Here is a 15,446-nt window from a genome sequence, read left to right as displayed (position 1 = left end):
GGGTAGCGGCCTTGTTCGAGCTCGTCCTGCGGATCGGCTTCTCGCTGTTCGTCGTCCTCGGCCTGATGTGGGCGCTGGCGCGGGTGGTACGCCGGCCGCTGGGCGCGGGCCGGCCGCACGGCCAGCTCGCGGTGCTGAACCGGCAGCAGCTCACCCGCGGCGCGGCGGTCACGGTGGTGAAGGTGGCCGACCGGGCGATGATCCTCGGCATCACCGAGCAGCAGGTCAGCTTCCTGGGTGAGGCGGACATCGCCGACTTCGAGCACACCCCCGAGCACCGGGCGGCGGCGACCGACGAGCTGCCGGGCGCCCATCCCCAGTCCGGCGGGGCGATGCGTCTCGACAAGACATTGCTCGATTTCCTCCGCGACCGGACCTCGAGGCGATGATGTGATGCGACGCGCGATCCTGCTTCTGCTCGCGAGCGTCGGCCTGGCCCTCGTGCTGCTTCCGGGCGCGGCCTCGGCCGATCCCCGGCCGGCGCCCGCGCCGCCGGCGATCGTGCAGGTCGGCCTGCCGGATCGCGTGCCTCAGGCGCCGGCGCCGACCACGCCGGCCAAGCCCACCGCGCCGAGCATCAACCTGAACGTCAACGGCACCAACCCGGACGGCAGCCGCCCGGCCTCCTCGCTGGTGATCATGCTGGGCCTCACCGTGCTCTCGGTGGCCCCGGCCCTGCTGCTGCTCTGCACGTCGTTCACCAAGGTCTTCATGGTCCTCGGGATCACCCGCAACGCGCTCGGCCTCACCAGCATGCCGCCCAACCAGGTGCTCGCCGGGCTGGCGCTGTTCCTGAGCCTGTTCATCATGGGCCCCACCGTCTCGGCCATGAACCAGCAGGGCGTCCAGCCCTACCTGCGCGGCGACAAGACCCAGGCGGTGGCCTTCCACGACGGCGTGCAGCCGCTGCGCGACTTCATGTGGAAGACGACCCGCGAGGACGAGGTCGGCCTGATGATCAAGCTGTCCGGCTCGGAGAAGCCCCGGAACAAGGACGACGTCGAGCTCACCACGCTGATCCCCGCGTTCATCCTCTCCGAGCTGCGGGCCGCCTTCATCATCGGCTTCGTCATCTTCATCCCGTTCCTGCTGATCGACATGGTGGTGTCGGCGTCACTGATGTCGCTGGGCATGATGATGCTGCCCCCGGTGACCATCTCGCTGCCGTTCAAGCTCTTGCTCTTCGTGCTGGTCAACGGCTGGGGGCTGATTCTCACCGCGCTCGTGGCGTCCTACCGATGAACTGGGACGTCCCGATCGCCGACCTGCTCGCCATCCTGCTCGGCGCGGCCCGGACCGGCGCCTGGCTGATGATCAGCCCGCCGTTCAACTCGCGGTTCATCCCGGGCACGGTCAAGGCGTTGCTCTCGGTCGGGCTCACCCTGCCGCTCGCGCCGTACCTGCGGGGCACCGTCCCGTCGCTGGAGACCGCCGACATCGTGGCCAGCGCCGCGCTGCAGGTCTTCGTGGGCGCCGCGCTCGGCTTCATCACCGCGCTGCTGTTCGCGGCGATCCAGGCCGCCGGCGATCTGCTCGACCTCTTCGGCGGCTTCACCCTGGCCATGGGGTACGACCCGCTGTCGCTCAACCAGAGCTCGGTGTTCGGCCGCTTCTACAACCTGGTGGCGGTCACCATCCTGTTCGCGACCGACGGCCACCAGGTGATCCTGCGCGGCTTCCTCCAGTCGTTCCGGACCATGCCGCTCAACCTCAGCTTCGACCTCGCGACGTTCAGCCAGCTACTGCTCAAGGGCATCGGCGAGATGTTCCTGGCGGCTCTGCAGATCGCCGGGCCGCTGGTGGTCGTGCTGTTCCTCACCGATGTGGCGTTCGGCCTGCTCAACCGGGTCGCGCCCGCGCTCAACGCGTTCCAGCTCGGCTTCCCCGCCAAGATCTTCCTGGTGCTGCTTCTCTCCGGGATCGCCATCACCACCCTGCCGCCGGTGATCGAGACGCTGGTGGACCGCTCGGTCACCGCCGTTCTCAAGCTCACCGGCGGTTGAGACGGGGAGGTGACACGTGGCGGGTGAAAAGACCGAACAACCTACTCAACAGCGGCTCAAGAAGGCCAAGCGCGAGGGCCAGATCGGCCGCAGCCAGGACATCGGCGCCTGGTTCGGCATGCTGGCCGCCAGCATCATGCTGCCCAAGACCCTGGGCTCCGCGATCGGCCACGCCCGCGAGCTGCTGGCCAAGGTGCCGCAGGTGATCGAGAACCCGGAACCGGCGCTGGCGCTGCACATGCTCAAGGACGCCGGGTTCGCCGCCGCCTGGGCCGTGCTGCCGCTGTCGGCCACGCTGATGGCGGTCGGCATCGCGGCGGCGGGCGCTCAGGGCGGCATCCGGGTCGCGACCAAGCTGTTCATCCCCAAGTTCAATCGCCTCAACCCGCTGCCCGGGATCAAGAAGATGCTCGGGCCGCAGGCCCTCTGGGAGGGCACGAAGGCCCTGGTCAAGACCTCGGTGCTGGCCGCCGTGCTGTACACCACGACCAAGGACGTCATTCCCACCCTGATGACGGCCGGGCAGCTGCCGCTGGCCGCGCTCGTGTCCACGGTCACCGACGCCACGATCGGGCTGATCCGGGCCGCCTCGGTGGCCGGCATCGTGATGGCCGCGGCCGACTACTTCGTGGTGCGCCGGCGCACCAACAAGCAGCTGCGGATGACCAAGGAAGAGGTCAAGCAGGAGAACAAGAACGCCGAGGGCGACCCGCTGATCAAGGCGCAGATCCGGGCGCGGCAGATGGCGATGGCCCGCAACCGGCAGATGGCCGACGTGCCGCTGGCTGACGTGGTGCTGGTCAACCCGACGCACGTGGCGGTGGCGCTGCGCTACGAGCCCACCAAGGGCGCGCCGCGGGTGGTGGCCAAAGGCTCGGGCCCGGTCGCCACCAAGATCCGCGAGATCGCCGCCGAGCACCGCGTGGCGATGGTGCAGGACGTGCCGCTGGCCCGGGCGCTGCACGGCGGCTGCGAGGTGGGCGCCGAGATCCCGGCCGAGTTCTACGCCGCGGTAGCAAAGGTGCTGGCGTTCGTCATGAGCCTGAAAGCGAAAGGTTCGGCTGCTGGTTTGCACCGCAACCCCAACTCCGCCTCACAAGCCGCATAACTGAAAATTCGGGAGATTTCCTCACATGCGTCCCTCGAACGGGGGATGATCTGGCTGATGGGTGAGCCACACCCTGTTCTCGGGAAGGTGCCGTGAAGAACCGCAACGTCAGCCGGCTTGCCGTACCCATCGGGGTCATCGGCATCATCATCATGATGGTCGTCCCCTTGCCGACCTTCCTGCTGGACACGCTGATCGCGCTCAACATCACCGCCGCCCTGCTGATCCTGCTGACCAGCATGTTCGTGCAGCGGCCGCTGGACTTCTCGGTCTTCCCGGCGCTGCTTCTGGTCGCCACCCTCTTCCGCCTGGCGCTCAATATCAGCGCCACCCGGCTCGTGCTGCGCGACGGCGACGCCGGCAAGGTGATCCACGCGTTCGGCAGCTTCGTGGTCGGTGGCAACCTCGTCATCGGGCTGGTCATCTTCCTGATCCTGGTGATCGTCCAGATGGTCGTGGTGACCAAGGGCGCCGAGCGGGTCGCCGAGGTGGGCGCCCGGTTCACCCTCGACGCCATGCCCGGCAAGCAGATGGCGATCGACGCCGACCTCAACGCCGGCCTGATCGACGAGGCCGAGGCCAAGAAGCGCCGCGCCGAGGTGGCCGCCGAGGCCGACTTCTACGGCGCCATGGACGGTGGCTCCAAGTTCGTCAAGGGCGACGCGATCGCGGCCATCATCATCACGCTGATCAACCTGGTCGGCGGCTTCGCGGTCGGCATCGCCCAGCACGGGCTGTCGGCCACCGACGCCATGAACCAGTACAGCCTGCTGAGCATCGGCGACGGCCTGGTCTCCCAGGTCCCCGCGCTGCTGCTCTCGGTGGCCACCGGTCTGATCGTGACCCGCTCCGCCACCTCCGGCGACATGGGCTCCAGCGTTACCGCCCAGCTCAGCCAGAACAAGCTGGCGCTGCGCATCGGTGGCGGCGCGGCCCTCGCCCTCTGCGTCATCCCCGGCCTGCCCAAGGTGCCGTTCCTGCTGGTCGGGGTCGCGGTGCTGGTGATCGCGCAGCGGGTCAAGGACCCGGCCCCCGAGGCCGAGGCGGCGGTCAGCGAGGCCGTCGAGATGCCCGCGCCGGACTCGCCGGAACAGCTGCTCGGCGAGATGCGGGTCGACCCGCTCGAGCTCGCGCTCTCGCCCGACCTCGTCGACCTCGTCGACACCAGTAGCGGCGACCTGCTGGATCGCGTCCGCGCCCTGCGCCGCAAGATGGCGATGGAGCTCGGCGTGATCATGCCGCCGGTGCGGACGCGCGACGACCTGGATCTTCCGCTCTCGTCGTACGCGATCAGGATCTCCGGGGTTGACGCCGGCACCGGCGAGGCCCCGCCCGGCACGGTGCTGGCGATCGGCGAGGGGCTGCAAGGCCTGCCCGGCCGCGCCGGGATCGAGCCCGTCTTCGGCCTGCCCGGCAAGTGGGTGCCGGCCGAGCTGCACTATCAGGCCGAGCTCTCCGGAGCGACGGTCGTCGACCGGGCCAGCGTGATCATCACGCACCTGGCCGAGGTGGTCCGCAGCAACGCGAGCCGGCTGCTCGGCCGCGAGGACGTCCGGGCGCTGACCGAGATGGTCAAGCGCACCCATCCGGTCGTCGTGGAGGAGCTGACCCCATCGCTGCTCAGCCTGGGTCAGATCCAGAAGGTGCTGCAGGCCATGCTGGACGAGGGCGTGCCCGTGCGCGACCTGGTCCGAATCTTCGAGGCGCTCTCGCTGAGGGCGAAGATCTCCGTCGACCCCGACGGCCTGGTCGAGGCGGCCCGTGCCGCGCTCGGACCGGCCATCGCCGCCAACTACGTGTCCGGCGGCCGGCTCACGGTGATCACCCTCGATCCCATGCTCGAGCAACAACTGCTCGAATCGTTGAGGCCGAGCGAGACGGGAGCCTTCATGGCGATCGACGGCTTGCGTGCCGAGGCGATCGTCAGCGAAGCCGCCCGCTTGGCCGAGACCGCGGAACAGCAGGGCCTCTCGCCCGTGCTTGCCTGCTCGCCACAGCTGCGGCTGCCACTGATGCGACTGCTGCGCGCCGGCTCGCGCCGGGTGCAGGTGCTGTCGTACGGCGAAATCTCTGGTTCCACAGCACAGATCGAGACGATAGGGGTGGTGAACGGTGCCTACGCGGGTGCTGCTTGAGGGACCGGCCATCGAGCCTTTGCTGGCTCAGGTACGCGATGAGTACGGCTCCGGTGTCCGGATCATCTCCGCCGACAAGGTCCGCAGTGGCGGCGTCGGTGGCTTCTTCGCGAAGCAGCATTACGAGCTTTCCGTGGAGGTTCCGGACCCGAACGAGGACAGGACTGACATGGCGAAACGCACGCTGACCGAGAACGGTCACACGCTGGAGCGGCTGCTCGAGCGGGCCGAGTCGCAGGACCGGATGGACGAGCCGTTGCGGCCGCCCGCCCGTACCGTCACGCCCGCCACCTTCGGCACGGCCCGGCCCGGGGAGACCACGTTCTCCCGCCCGGCCGCGCAGGCCCGTCCGGCCACCGCGCCGCGGCCGGCCGAACCGCCACGCGCCGAGCCGCCGGCCGAAGTGCGCAGCCCGGACGCGGACATCAGCCGCGGCGCCGGGCTGAACGACACCAGCGCGGCCTTCGCCGAGCTCATGGCCGGTCTGGACGCCACCGCCGAGCCCGGCATCGAGCGGACGCCGCCCAAGCCGAAGACCGCAACGCCGGCGCGTGGGGAAGACGCGCCGACGGTGCGGCCGTTCCGGCCGGCCGCGACCACCGAGACACCGGTGAACACCCCGCCGAAGGCGGCGATGCCGAGCCTGGCCGAGCGGATCGGCGGCCTGGCCGGTGAGGTGGAGGTCGAGGAGGACGCGCCGATCCAGGTGCCCGAGGCCGAGGCCGAGCCGGAGCCGATCGTGATGCCCAAGGCGAAGCCGGTCGTCGCGGTGTCGCCCGCGCACGCCGCGCCGACGGCGGAGAACGAGCCGGTGGTTCGCAACCTCATGTCGGTCGGCATGCCCGAGCCGATGGCCCGGCAGATCACCGGCGCCGACACGTACGCCGGGGTGCTCAGCGTGCTCGCGGCGCGGCCCTCCGCGCCGAACATCCCGGACGGCCCGGGCGAGATCCTGGTGCTCGCCGGCGACCTCAACCTCGGCGTGCACATCGGCCGGCACCTGCTCGACCAGATCGGCGTGCCGGAGAACCACCTGCTGCTCGCCGCCGACTCGACGGCCGGCACCGGGCTGCACTCGTCCCGGCTGATCTCCAACCAGCTGGCGGCGGAGTCCCGGGCCGAGAAGCTGCACAACGCCGACCAGTCGTGGGTCGTGGTGATGGACGCCCCGGTGGGCGGCACCGACCCGCTGTGGGTCAACGAGATGTGCGACGCGATCGGGGCCACCGCGGTCTGGGCGATTGTCGACGCCACCCGCAAGACCGCCGACACGGCCCGCCACCTGCGGACCCTCGGCGAGGTCGAGGCGCTCGTCGTGCACAGCGTGGAGATCACCGCCGACCCGGCATCGGTGCTCGGGCTGGACCTGCCGATCTACTCGCTGGACGGCAAGTCGGCCACGCCGCACGTCTGGGCCGCGATGCTGTGCGCCCGGATCGCCACGGACGTGATGCCGGTGGCGGCGCCGCCTCGCCGGACGTCACGCACGCGGCAGTGATCCGTCCGTCGGTCCTGCTGTTCGCGCTCGTGATCAGCGCGCCGGCCCTGTACCGGTACGTGCTCGACCAGTTGGACCTCACCGACGTGCTGATCCGCTTCATCATCGCGGTGCCGATCGCGGCCCTGCTGCTGGCGGCGCTCCGCTTCGTGACGGCCGGCTACGGCCGCAACGACGAGGACGCGGCGGAGAGCACCGCGGTCACGCCCACCCCGGTGGACGTGCACGAGGTCGAGAAGCCCGCCTGACGACGCCGGTGGACACCTTTCGTGTCCACCGGCGTCGCTCTGCGCTCAGGCGTGAATGTCCAGGCGGCCGCTGCCCGGCGTGCGCCGGGTGCTGGGCTCGGCCGGCGTGGGCCCGGACGGGACGGCCGGTCCGGCATCGCGACGCCCGGCCGAGGCATAGCCGGCCGCGGCGAACTGCTGCCGCGCCTGCTCCTGCTGGGCCGTGCCCTGCCGGAGGTCGAGCGTGCAGTTGCCGAAGCCCGAGTCCTCGAGCTCGCGGCGCAGGTCGCCCAGCGCGTCGCGCAGCGCGTCGGTGCCGGCGTCGGTGGTGCCGGTCAGCTGGAGGTTGATGTCCCCGTTGCGGATCTCGGCCACCACCTGGATCGGGCCGAGGTCGACCGGGTGCAGGTGCATGGTCAGCCGGTGCACGCCGTCGGGCTCCAGCCGCAGCGGCGCGATCCGCATCGCCACCTGGGCGGCGGCGGGCGGCGTCGGGACCGGCGTGGTGGGTGGCGGCGGCGTGCCGGCCGCCGGGGCGGCCGGGGCGGTGGGTTGCGGTCCGGTGACTCCGGCGAGACCGGCCTGACCGAGTACGCCCGGAGCAGCGGCGGCGTCGGGCGCGACTCCCGCAGCGGTGGCCGGGGCCGGCGGAAGGCCGGTCGGCTGGGCGGTCGCGGTGTCGGGCGTGGCCCGCTCGCCGGCCGTGGCCGGCGCGGGAACGGGCTGGTCGCCGGCCGTCGGAGCGTTCGGCGCCGTGGCGTCGGCCGGCGGGGTGGCGCCCGTGCCCGTGCCTGCGGTGCCGGGAGCGGCCGCGGTGGCAGCCGGTGCGGCCGGGGCCGCGGTCGAGGCCGGGGCGGCGGCACCCTGGGCGTCCGCCGTCGCCGGGGTGGTCCCGGGCTGCGTGGCCTGGCCGGTTGCCGGGGCGGTGGCGGCGGCCGGGCCGGCCGGGGCGGCGGGCGTGGGCTGACCGGGGGCGGCCGGAGCTTGAGCCGGTGCCTGTCCCTGAGCCGGGGTCTGGCCGGCGGCCGGGGTCGACTGACCGGCCGGCGTGCCGGGGATCCCGGTGGGCCGGGCGGCGCCGGTGAGGTCGGCGCCGGTGGCCGGCTTGCCCGCGGCGTCCTTGACGGTGCCGGTGGGCGCGGCCGTCGCGGCGGCGTCGGCGGCCGGAGCGGACGATCCCGGAGCGGGGGCGGCGCCCGGCGTCGACGGACCCGCGGCGGCGGCGACGCCGGAAACGGAGGTGACGCCGGCGGCGGCGTTCGGCCGGCCCGTGGCGGGGGTGCCCGCGGCGGTCTGAGCGGTGGGCGCGGGCGCAACGGCGGCGGCGGCCGGGATCGTGCCGGGCACGGAGGCGCCCGGAACCGGAGTGGCGGCGGCCTTGGCGTCGCCCGCCTGGGCGCCGTCCTCGGTCGTGGCCCCGTCCTTGTCCTTGCCCTCGCCGTCCTTGACCTTGGCGGTCGCGTTGTCGGGCGAGGTGTCCTTCGCCTGGCCGGCTCCCGCCTGGTCGGTCCGTGTCTGGTCGGTGGCCGCGTCGTCCTTGTCGTTCGCGCGGCGGCTTCCGGCGCGGTCGTCGGTGCCACGCGTGGCGTCGGCCCGGTCGGCTTGAGTCCGGTCGGCGTCGGCCTGGTCGGCCTTGGCGCGAGCTGCGTCGGACCGGTCGGCCTGAGCGCGGGCGGCGTCCGCCCGGTCCGTCGCGGCACGAGTCGCGGCGTTCCGTTCGAGAGCGCTGCGGTCGGCGGCCTTGCCCGCGGTTCGGTCGGCCGCGGCCCGGTCGGCAGCAGCTCGGTCGGCCGCGGCCCGGTCAGCAGCAGCCCGGTCGGCGGCGGCCCGATCGGCGGCGGCACGGCTCGCGGCGGCGCGGTCGGACCGCTGCGCGGCGGCTCGGTCGGCGGCCGCGTCGGCCCGCTGTGCGGCCTCGGCCCGCTGCGCGGCGTCGGCCCGCTGTGCGTCGGCCCGGTCGGCCCGCTGTGCCGCGTCGGCCCGCTGGGCGTCGCGGGCCGCCTCGGCCGGCCCGTCCTGGTCGCGTCCGGGCTTGTCCAGCTCGGCCGAGAGCGCCGAGCCGAAGTCCTCGCCACCCTGCGACCGGTTGGCGGCCCGCCGTCCGGCGTCGGGGGCGCCGGCGCGCTCCGTTCCCGTCACGGAACTCGGCATCTTCATGCGGTTCTCCTGTTCAGGTCGAGGGGAGAGGAGGTCAGCCGCCGAGCGCGGCGAGGGCCTTCTGGACCTTCGGCACGTAGGCCTGGGTCTCGGCGTACGGCGGGATGCCGCCGTACTTCTTCACGGCGCCGCCGCCCGCGTTGTAGGCGGCCAGCGCCAGCGGCAGCGACTTGAACTCGCGCAGGTTGTGGGCGAGCAGCTTGGCCCCGCCGAAGATCGCCTGCTCCGGGTCGAAGGCGTTCTCGACGCCCAGGCCCTTCGCGGTCGACGGCATGAGCTGCATCAGGCCGCGGGCGCCGACCTTGCTCACCGCCTGCGGGTCGTAGCCGGACTCGACCTTGGCGACGGCCGCGAGCAGCTTCGGCGAGACGCCGTACTTCGTGCCGGCCTTGACGAACAGGTCGCCGTACGGGACGCCGGCCAGCGACCCGGTGCCGTTGAGGGCGGCCGGCCGGACCGCGGCCAGGTTCTGCGCCGCGACCTGGTCGGCGTCGGAGAGCACGCGACGGACGTGGGTGGGCTGCTCGTACACCTTCTGGATCTTGACGTGGTCGCCCGGCTTGGGCGCCGCGATCATCTGGTTGTTGCCGAGATAGATGGCGACGTGGTCGACCGGCTTGTCGAAGGCCAGGATGTCGCCCGGACGCGCCTCGGCGAGGCTCGCCACCGGCTGGCCGGCCTTGGCCTGCTGCCACGAGTTGCGCGGCAGCTGGATGCCCAGGTCCGCGTACGTCCGCTGGACCAGCGCCGAGCAGTCCAGGCCCTTGCCCGGGTCGGTGCTGCCGAAGACGTACGGCGTGCCGAGGTACTTCTTGGCGGCGGCCACGACGTCGTCGCCGGAGACGCCGCTGCCCGAGGCGAGCGGCTGTCCGCCGCTGGCGTCGGCGAGCAGCGAGGCGAAGGTGGGGTCGGCGCCGACGCCGGTCTTCATGGTGACCGTGCCGGCGGCGGTCGCGCCGTCCTTGGTGAGCGGGTCGAGGCCGAGCTGGCCCTGCAGCTGCTGGATCCGGGAGAGAACCCCGGTCACACCCATCATCGTCATGCGGGGCTCCCCTCGGCGAGGCCACGGGCTACGTTCCGGGCTTTGGAGGTCACCGCCAGCTCGTCCAGGGCGGCCTGGTCGACCCGCAGGTCGTGGGTGCGGACCATCTCGGCGTGCCGCTCGGCCATCAGCTCGACGGCGCGGCGGCGCTTGGCCGCGTCGGCCAGGGCGGCCATCCGCTCGCGCTCGACCTCCTGGGCGTCGGTCACCATGCGCTGCGCGTCGAAGAGGCTGGCCGCGAGCGACTGGCGGGCGACCAGCGAGGCGACCATGGCGCGGGCGGTGCCCTCGTTGGGCGCCTCGGCGCCGACCAGGTTGAGGTGGCGGCGCTTCACCAGGGCCTCGGCGTCGCGGATCTCGGCGCGGGAGTGGTTCAAGGAGCCTCGGGCGGCGTCCTCCTGCGCCTTGCGGGCGCGGAGCACGGGGCTGAGTCGGAAGAAGCGGTTCAAGGTTTCTCTGCCTCCTAGCGGGCCGGGGCTTTCCCTCACATGACCGGTTCGGCCTCTGCCTCGGATCACTGAGTGCCCGCACCCAACTAGCAACAGAGCGAATATTCAGGTCGCGGTGACGATCGCGTGTAGCGCTGCCCAGGCTTCGGCGGGAGTTACGCGCTCGTCGAGGTCCTGGCGGAGGAAGGCGTTGATCCGCGGCCAGATGGCGTTGGCGCGGTCGGCCTCCGGGTTGGTGCCGGGCACGTAGGCGCCGATCTCGACCAGCTCACGTACCTCCCGGTGGGCCGCCATCAGGCGGCGTAGCTCGGTGGCGTCGGCCCGCTGCTCGCGGGTGGTGATCTTGTTGGCCACCCGGGAGATGGAGTCGAGTGCCTGGATGGCCGGGAAGTGACCGGCGGTGGCCAGCTTGCGGTCGAGCACCACGTGGCCGTCGAGGATCGAGCGGGCCGCGTCGGCGATGGGCTCGTTGTGGTCGTCGCCTTCCACCAGCACCGTGTAGAGCCCGGTGATGCTGCCCCGTGCGCCCGGCCCGGCCCGCTCCAGCAGCGAGGCGAGCATGGCGAAGACCGACGGCGGGTATCCCCGGGTGGCCGGCGGCTCGCCCACCGACAGGCCGACCTCACGCTGTGCCATGGCCGCTCGCGTCACGCTGTCCATCAGCAGCAGCACGTCGGCGCCCTCGTCCCGGTAGTACTCGGCGATCCGGGTGGCCACGGCGCCCGCCCGCAGCCGCACCAGCGGCGCCGCGTCCGAGGTGGCGATGACCACGACCGAGCGGGCCAGGCCCTCGGGCCCGAGGTCGTGCTCGATGAACTCACGCACCTCGCGGCCGCGCTCGCCGACCAGCGCCACCACGTTGATCTCGGCCGAGGTGCCGCGCGTGATCATGCTCATCAGGCTGGACTTGCCGACGCCGGAGCCGGCGAAGATGCCGATCCGCTGACCCCGGCCGCACGGCACGAGCGTGTCCAGCACCCGTACGCCCAAGGGCATCGGCGCGTCGACCAGCTGGCGCTCCATCGCCGAGGGCGGGGCCGCCTCGATGCTCACCAGCTCGCCGCGCAGTGGCGGTCCGCCGTCCATCGGCCGGCCGAGGCCGTCCAGGATCCGGCCCCGCAGGTCGGGGCCGACCGCGACCCGCAACGGGCCGCCGGTGGTGGTCACGGGGGTGCCGCCGCCGATGCCGGCGAGCGGGCCGAGCGGCAGGCAGGAGAGCTTCTCGCCGTCGATCGCGGCCACCTCGGCCAGCACGGCGTCCGGGCCATCGCCCATCTGGAGCAGGTCGCCGACCCGGGCCTGGAGGCCACTCACGGTCACCCGCAGGCCGACGGCGCCGGTCACCTTGCCGCGGGCGAGCGGCCGGGCCGCCTTCAGCGCGGACTCCATCCGGTGGCGGAACAGATCCGTCATTCAGACCCCCAGCAAGTCAGAGGCGCAGCGCGTCCCGGGCGCGGGCCACCGCGGACGCGATGGTGGCGTCCACGGTCGCCATGCCGGTCTCAGCGACGGCGTCGCCCGGGCGCAGCGAGGCGTCCGGGCGCAGGCTCACGTGCCGCCCCTCGTGGTCGAAGTCGGCCGGCCCGTCCGGGCCGACCAGCGTCTGGTAGTCGTCGGGGGAGAGGTGCACGACCAGCGTGCCGGACTCGGGCGCCGCGGCCATGGCCCGGCGCAGCGCGTCCGCGGTACGCCGCTGCGGGTCGTCCAGTGAGCGCCCGACGATCGCCTCGGCCAGCTCGAAGGCGTGCGCGAGCAGCACCTCCTGAAGCTCGGTGAAGGTTGGCATGAGCTGGGTCTCGAGCTCGGTGACGGCCCGGCCGAGCGCGTTGACGGCCTGCCCGAGGGCGGCCGCGCGCCGCTGGTCGTACTGCTGCTCGGCGATCTTGGCGCGGGCGGCGGCCTCCTCGGCCACGACGGCCGCCTCGCGCTGACCCTGGGCCCAGCCCTCGGCGTACCCGGTGGTGCGGGCCTGTTCCTTCGCCCGCTCGGTCGCCGCGAGGCTGTCCCCGGGGGCCTCGGTGCGCAGGTTCTTGGCGAACTTGGCGGCGGCCGCGGTCTCCGCGACCGTTCCGCGGATCACCGGATTGCGCGGTTCAGGCGATGAGCTCATCGGCCTCGCCGCCGCGCTGGACCTCGATCTGGCCGGAGTCCTCGAGCGAGCGGATGACCGAGACGATCTTCGCCTGGGCCTCCTCGACCATCTTGACCTTGACCGGGCCGAGCAGGTCGATCTCCTCGAGCAGGTTCTCGCGGCCGCGCTCGGACAGGTTCTTGGTGACCTTGTCGCGTACGGTCTCGGGCACGCCCTTGAGGGCGGTGGCGAGGTCGGCCGGCTCGACCTGCCGCAGCACCAGCTGCACGGCGCGGTCCTCGAGGTTGACGATGTCCTCGAACATGAACATCCGGCGCCGGATCTCCTCGGCCAGCTCGGGGCTGCGGGCGTCCAGGGCCTCGAGGATGAGCCGCTCGGTGGTGCGGTCGGCGCGGTTGATGATGTCGACCAGCGGCTGGAGGCCGCCGACGGTGGAGAGCTCGTCCGGCTGGAGCACGGTGGAGAGCTTGCGCTGCAGCGCCGCCTCGACCTGCCGGATGATCTCGGGCGAGGTGCGGTCCATCACCGCGATCCGGTGGGCGACCTCGGTCTGCACCTCCAGCGAGAGGCCGGCCAGGATCGACGAGGCGAGCGCCGCGGGGATGTGCGCGAGCACCAGCGCGATCGTCTGCGGGTGCTCGTACTGCACGTACGAGAGCAGTTGCCGGGGGTCGGCGTGGCTGAGGAAGTTGAACGGTATGTCGTTCATCGAGGCTTCGAGGCGGTCCAGGATGAGCGCGGCGCGCTCCTTCCCGAGGGACGCCTCGAGCAGCTCGCGGGCGTAGTCCATGCCGCCGGAGCCGGCGTACCGCGTGGTCGCCATGGCGTAGAACTCGTCCATCACGTCGTCGACGGTGACGGGGTCGAGCTTGCCCAGGCGAGCGATCTCGGCCGAGATCATCTCGACCTCTTTCTCCGACATGCTGGCCAGGACCTGCGCCGAATGCTCCTTGCCGAACTGCACCATCATGATTGCCGCTTTGCGCACGCCCGTCATCGACAGCGTGGTGAGTTGCGGTGTCGTCAACGCGTACTCCCTCAGGCCCGGCCTAAGCCCATCTTAAAACGCAGAACGCAGCAAAACGGGCGGCCGGCAAAAGCCGGCCGCCCGTTCGGGCTCAGTGCGACGCGTCGGCGGCCAGCCAGCCGCGCAACAGCACCGCCATCTCCTCGGGCTGATCCTGAACCATCTGCTCGATCTCTCGCACGCGTTCGTCGCGAGCCTCGCTGTCCCCGTACGTCTCGGGCGCGGCCTCGAGCATCTGGGCCGGGATGGCCTCGTTCAGCTCGATCAGGCGCTGCTGCTCGAGCGCGGCCTGCATCTCCTCCAGGTGCTTGCGCTCCTCCGGGGTCAGCGACTTGCGCTTCTTCGACCGGCGGCTGGCCCGCCAGGCGAGGAAGATCAGCGCCAGCACCACGGCGCCGAGCGCTCCGGTCTTGATCAGGGTCATCTGCTTGGCCGACTGCTCGGCCGCGGTGGCGGCGCTCAGGGCCTGCTGGGCGGCCTGCGCCGCGCTGGTGTCGAACGGCATGGCGCTGACCGCGATGGTGTCGCCGCGGGTGGCGTCGACGCCGGCGGCCGCGCTGACCAGCTGCTGCACCTGGGCCGGGTCGATGGTGCCGGCGGTGGTGCTGTCCAGCAGGACGGCGACGTTCATCCGCTTGATGCTGCCCGGGGCGCTCTTACGGACCTCGTTGGTCTCGTTGATCGCGTTGTTCTTGACGGAGTTGCTGTTCTCGTACTGGCCGGTGCCGGTGGTGCCGGTGGTGCAGCCCGGTCCGGAGATGTTGTCCGGGCCGAGGACGCCGCCGGCGCAGTTGCCGGCGCCGTTGTACGCCTCCCGGCTGTTGCTCTCCGAGAGCGCCGGCAGCGACGGGTCGGAGTTGTACGTCTTGCTGGTCGTCTGGGTCTGGTCGAAGTCCATCTCGGCGGTGGTCGTGACCACCGCGTGCCCGGGTCCGACCACGCTGTCCAGCATGTTCTGCAGCGACGCGTTCATCCGGTTCTGGAACGCGACCGTCTGGGCCTCGTTGCCGCTGTCCCCACCGGTGCCGACGGCCGCGCCGCCGCCGGTGGACAGGATCTTGCCGTCCGCGCCGGCCACGGTGATCTCGGTCGGGTCGAGGCCCTCGACGCTCGACGCGACCAGGTGCACGATGGCCTGCACCTGCTGGCCGCTGAGCGGCTGGGTGCTCTTCGAGGCGACCAGGACCGAAGCGGTCGGCTTGTCCTGATCGTCGGCGAAGACGTCCTTCTGCGGGATCACGAGGTGCACGGTGGCGGCCTCGACGCCCTCGATCGACTTGATCGTGTTGGAGAGCTCGCCTTCCAGAGCCCGCTGGTAGTTCGTGTGCTGCATGAAGTCGCTCGTGGTGATGCCCTGCTGGTCGAGCAGCGCGTAGCCGGTGCCGGCGTCGCCGGGCAGCCCCTCGCCGCTCAGCGACAGTCGCAGGCTGTTCACCTGGTCCTGCGGGACCAGGATGGTCTGCCCGTCGTTGGCCAGCTCGTACTTCGTGTTCGACTTCTGCAGCGACTCGACGATCGCGCTGGCGTCCTTGGTCGACAGGTTGTTGAACAGGATCGAGTACGTCGGCTTCGACGCCCAGGTGGCGAAGAAGTAGGCGCCGACGACAAGAGCGATCACCGCCGCGATGGTGACGGCCTTCTGGCCCGGCGTGAAGGACCGGAAGGCATCCGTGATGCGGCGAACCGGAGCGGGAAGGCGGTCCGTCAT

14 protein-coding genes are annotated in these 15,446 nt (G+C 72.0%); 7 read left to right on the top strand and 7 right to left on the bottom strand.

Annotation, left to right across the window (positions count from 1 at the left end):
- The first annotated feature begins 11 nt into the window (after positions 1–11).
- The 7 genes from ACQPZX_RS46875 (at position 12) to ACQPZX_RS46845 (ending at position 6,992) form a co-directional block, all read left to right on the top strand.
- On the top strand, positions 12–389 hold the full coding sequence (locus tag ACQPZX_RS46875; protein WP_433371149.1) for a FliO/MopB family protein: 378 nt from the start codon (positions 12–14) through the stop codon (positions 387–389).
- A 4-nt stretch (positions 390–393) separates the two neighbouring features.
- Positions 394–1,242, top strand: coding sequence for a flagellar type III secretion system pore protein FliP (gene fliP, locus ACQPZX_RS46870; RefSeq protein WP_433371147.1), 849 nt, complete (start codon positions 394–396; stop codon positions 1,240–1,242).
- Complete coding sequence (locus ACQPZX_RS46865; RefSeq protein ID WP_433371145.1) at positions 1,239–2,003, top strand: flagellar biosynthetic protein FliR; 765 nt, start codon at positions 1,239–1,241, stop codon at positions 2,001–2,003. The genes fliP and ACQPZX_RS46865 overlap by 4 nt, the downstream gene beginning before the upstream one ends.
- Positions 2,004–2,019: 16 nt before the next feature.
- Complete coding sequence (locus tag ACQPZX_RS46860) at positions 2,020–3,111, top strand: EscU/YscU/HrcU family type III secretion system export apparatus switch protein (RefSeq protein ID WP_433371142.1); 1,092 nt, start codon at positions 2,020–2,022, stop codon at positions 3,109–3,111.
- Positions 3,112–3,203: 92 nt separating this feature from the next.
- Complete coding sequence (locus tag ACQPZX_RS46855; RefSeq protein ID WP_433371139.1) at positions 3,204–5,246, top strand: flagellar biosynthesis protein FlhA; 2,043 nt, start codon at positions 3,204–3,206, stop codon at positions 5,244–5,246.
- Positions 5,224–6,744, top strand: a complete 1,521-nt coding sequence (locus ACQPZX_RS46850; protein WP_433371136.1) for a hypothetical protein — start codon at positions 5,224–5,226, stop codon at positions 6,742–6,744. Before ACQPZX_RS46855 ends, ACQPZX_RS46850 begins: the two co-directional genes overlap by 23 nt.
- A complete protein-coding gene (locus ACQPZX_RS46845) occupies positions 6,741–6,992 on the top strand; it encodes a hypothetical protein (protein ID WP_433371133.1) in 252 nt (83 codons plus the stop codon). Before ACQPZX_RS46850 ends, ACQPZX_RS46845 begins: the two co-directional genes overlap by 4 nt.
- Before the next feature lie 45 nt (positions 6,993–7,037).
- Here the strand turns inward: ACQPZX_RS46845 and ACQPZX_RS46840 are convergent, their stop codons facing one another.
- From ACQPZX_RS46840 to fliF, 7 genes are all read right to left on the bottom strand, one after another.
- Positions 7,038–9,128, bottom strand: coding sequence for a flagellar hook-length control protein FliK (locus ACQPZX_RS46840; protein WP_433371130.1), 2,091 nt, complete (start codon positions 9,126–9,128; stop codon positions 7,038–7,040).
- A 34-nt stretch (positions 9,129–9,162) separates the two neighbouring features.
- A complete protein-coding gene (locus tag ACQPZX_RS46835; protein WP_433371127.1) occupies positions 9,163–10,170 on the bottom strand; it encodes a transglycosylase SLT domain-containing protein in 1,008 nt (335 codons plus the stop codon).
- On the bottom strand, positions 10,167–10,619 hold the full coding sequence (locus tag ACQPZX_RS46830; protein ID WP_433371125.1) for a cell envelope biogenesis protein TolA: 453 nt from the start codon (positions 10,617–10,619) through the stop codon (positions 10,167–10,169). The genes ACQPZX_RS46835 and ACQPZX_RS46830 overlap by 4 nt, the downstream gene beginning before the upstream one ends.
- 105 nt (positions 10,620–10,724) lie before the next feature.
- Complete coding sequence (locus ACQPZX_RS46825; protein WP_433371122.1) at positions 10,725–12,032, bottom strand: FliI/YscN family ATPase; 1,308 nt, start codon at positions 12,030–12,032, stop codon at positions 10,725–10,727.
- Between the two features lie 16 nt (positions 12,033–12,048).
- A complete protein-coding gene (locus ACQPZX_RS46820; protein ID WP_433371119.1) occupies positions 12,049–12,729 on the bottom strand; it encodes a FliH/SctL family protein in 681 nt (226 codons plus the stop codon).
- Positions 12,713–13,738 (bottom strand): flagellar motor switch protein FliG, encoded by a 1,026-nt coding sequence (fliG, locus tag ACQPZX_RS46815; protein WP_433371116.1) that lies wholly within the window; start codon positions 13,736–13,738, stop codon positions 12,713–12,715. The genes ACQPZX_RS46820 and fliG overlap by 17 nt, the downstream gene beginning before the upstream one ends.
- Positions 13,739–13,829: 91 nt before the next feature.
- Positions 13,830–15,446 (bottom strand): flagellar basal-body MS-ring/collar protein FliF, encoded by a 1,617-nt coding sequence (gene fliF, locus ACQPZX_RS46810; RefSeq protein ID WP_433371113.1) that lies wholly within the window; start codon positions 15,444–15,446, stop codon positions 13,830–13,832.

The organism is Actinoplanes sp. CA-142083 (assembly GCF_050942195.1).
Taxonomy (GTDB): Bacteria; Actinomycetota; Actinomycetes; order Mycobacteriales; family Micromonosporaceae; genus Actinoplanes.
This window is presented reverse-complemented; position numbering and strand designations above follow the sequence as displayed.

Coding starts and splice junctions, on each gene's coding strand:
- fliP (WP_433371147.1), top strand. CDS start 394: ATGCGACGCGCGATCCTGCTTCTGCTCGCGAGCGTCGGCCTGGCCCTC.
- ACQPZX_RS46865 (WP_433371145.1), top strand. CDS start 1,239: ATGAACTGGGACGTCCCGATCGCCGACCTGCTCGCCATCCTGCTCGGC.
- ACQPZX_RS46840 (WP_433371130.1), bottom strand. CDS start 9,128: ATGAAGATGCCGAGTTCCGTGACGGGAACGGAGCGCGCCGGCGCCCCC.
- ACQPZX_RS46835 (WP_433371127.1), bottom strand. CDS start 10,170: ATGACGATGATGGGTGTGACCGGGGTTCTCTCCCGGATCCAGCAGCTG.
- ACQPZX_RS46825 (WP_433371122.1), bottom strand. CDS start 12,032: ATGACGGATCTGTTCCGCCACCGGATGGAGTCCGCGCTGAAGGCGGCC.
- ACQPZX_RS46820 (WP_433371119.1), bottom strand. CDS start 12,729: ATGAGCTCATCGCCTGAACCGCGCAATCCGGTGATCCGCGGAACGGTC.
- fliF (WP_433371113.1), bottom strand. CDS start 15,446: ATGACGGACCGCCTTCCCGCTCCGGTTCGCCGCATCACGGATGCCTTC.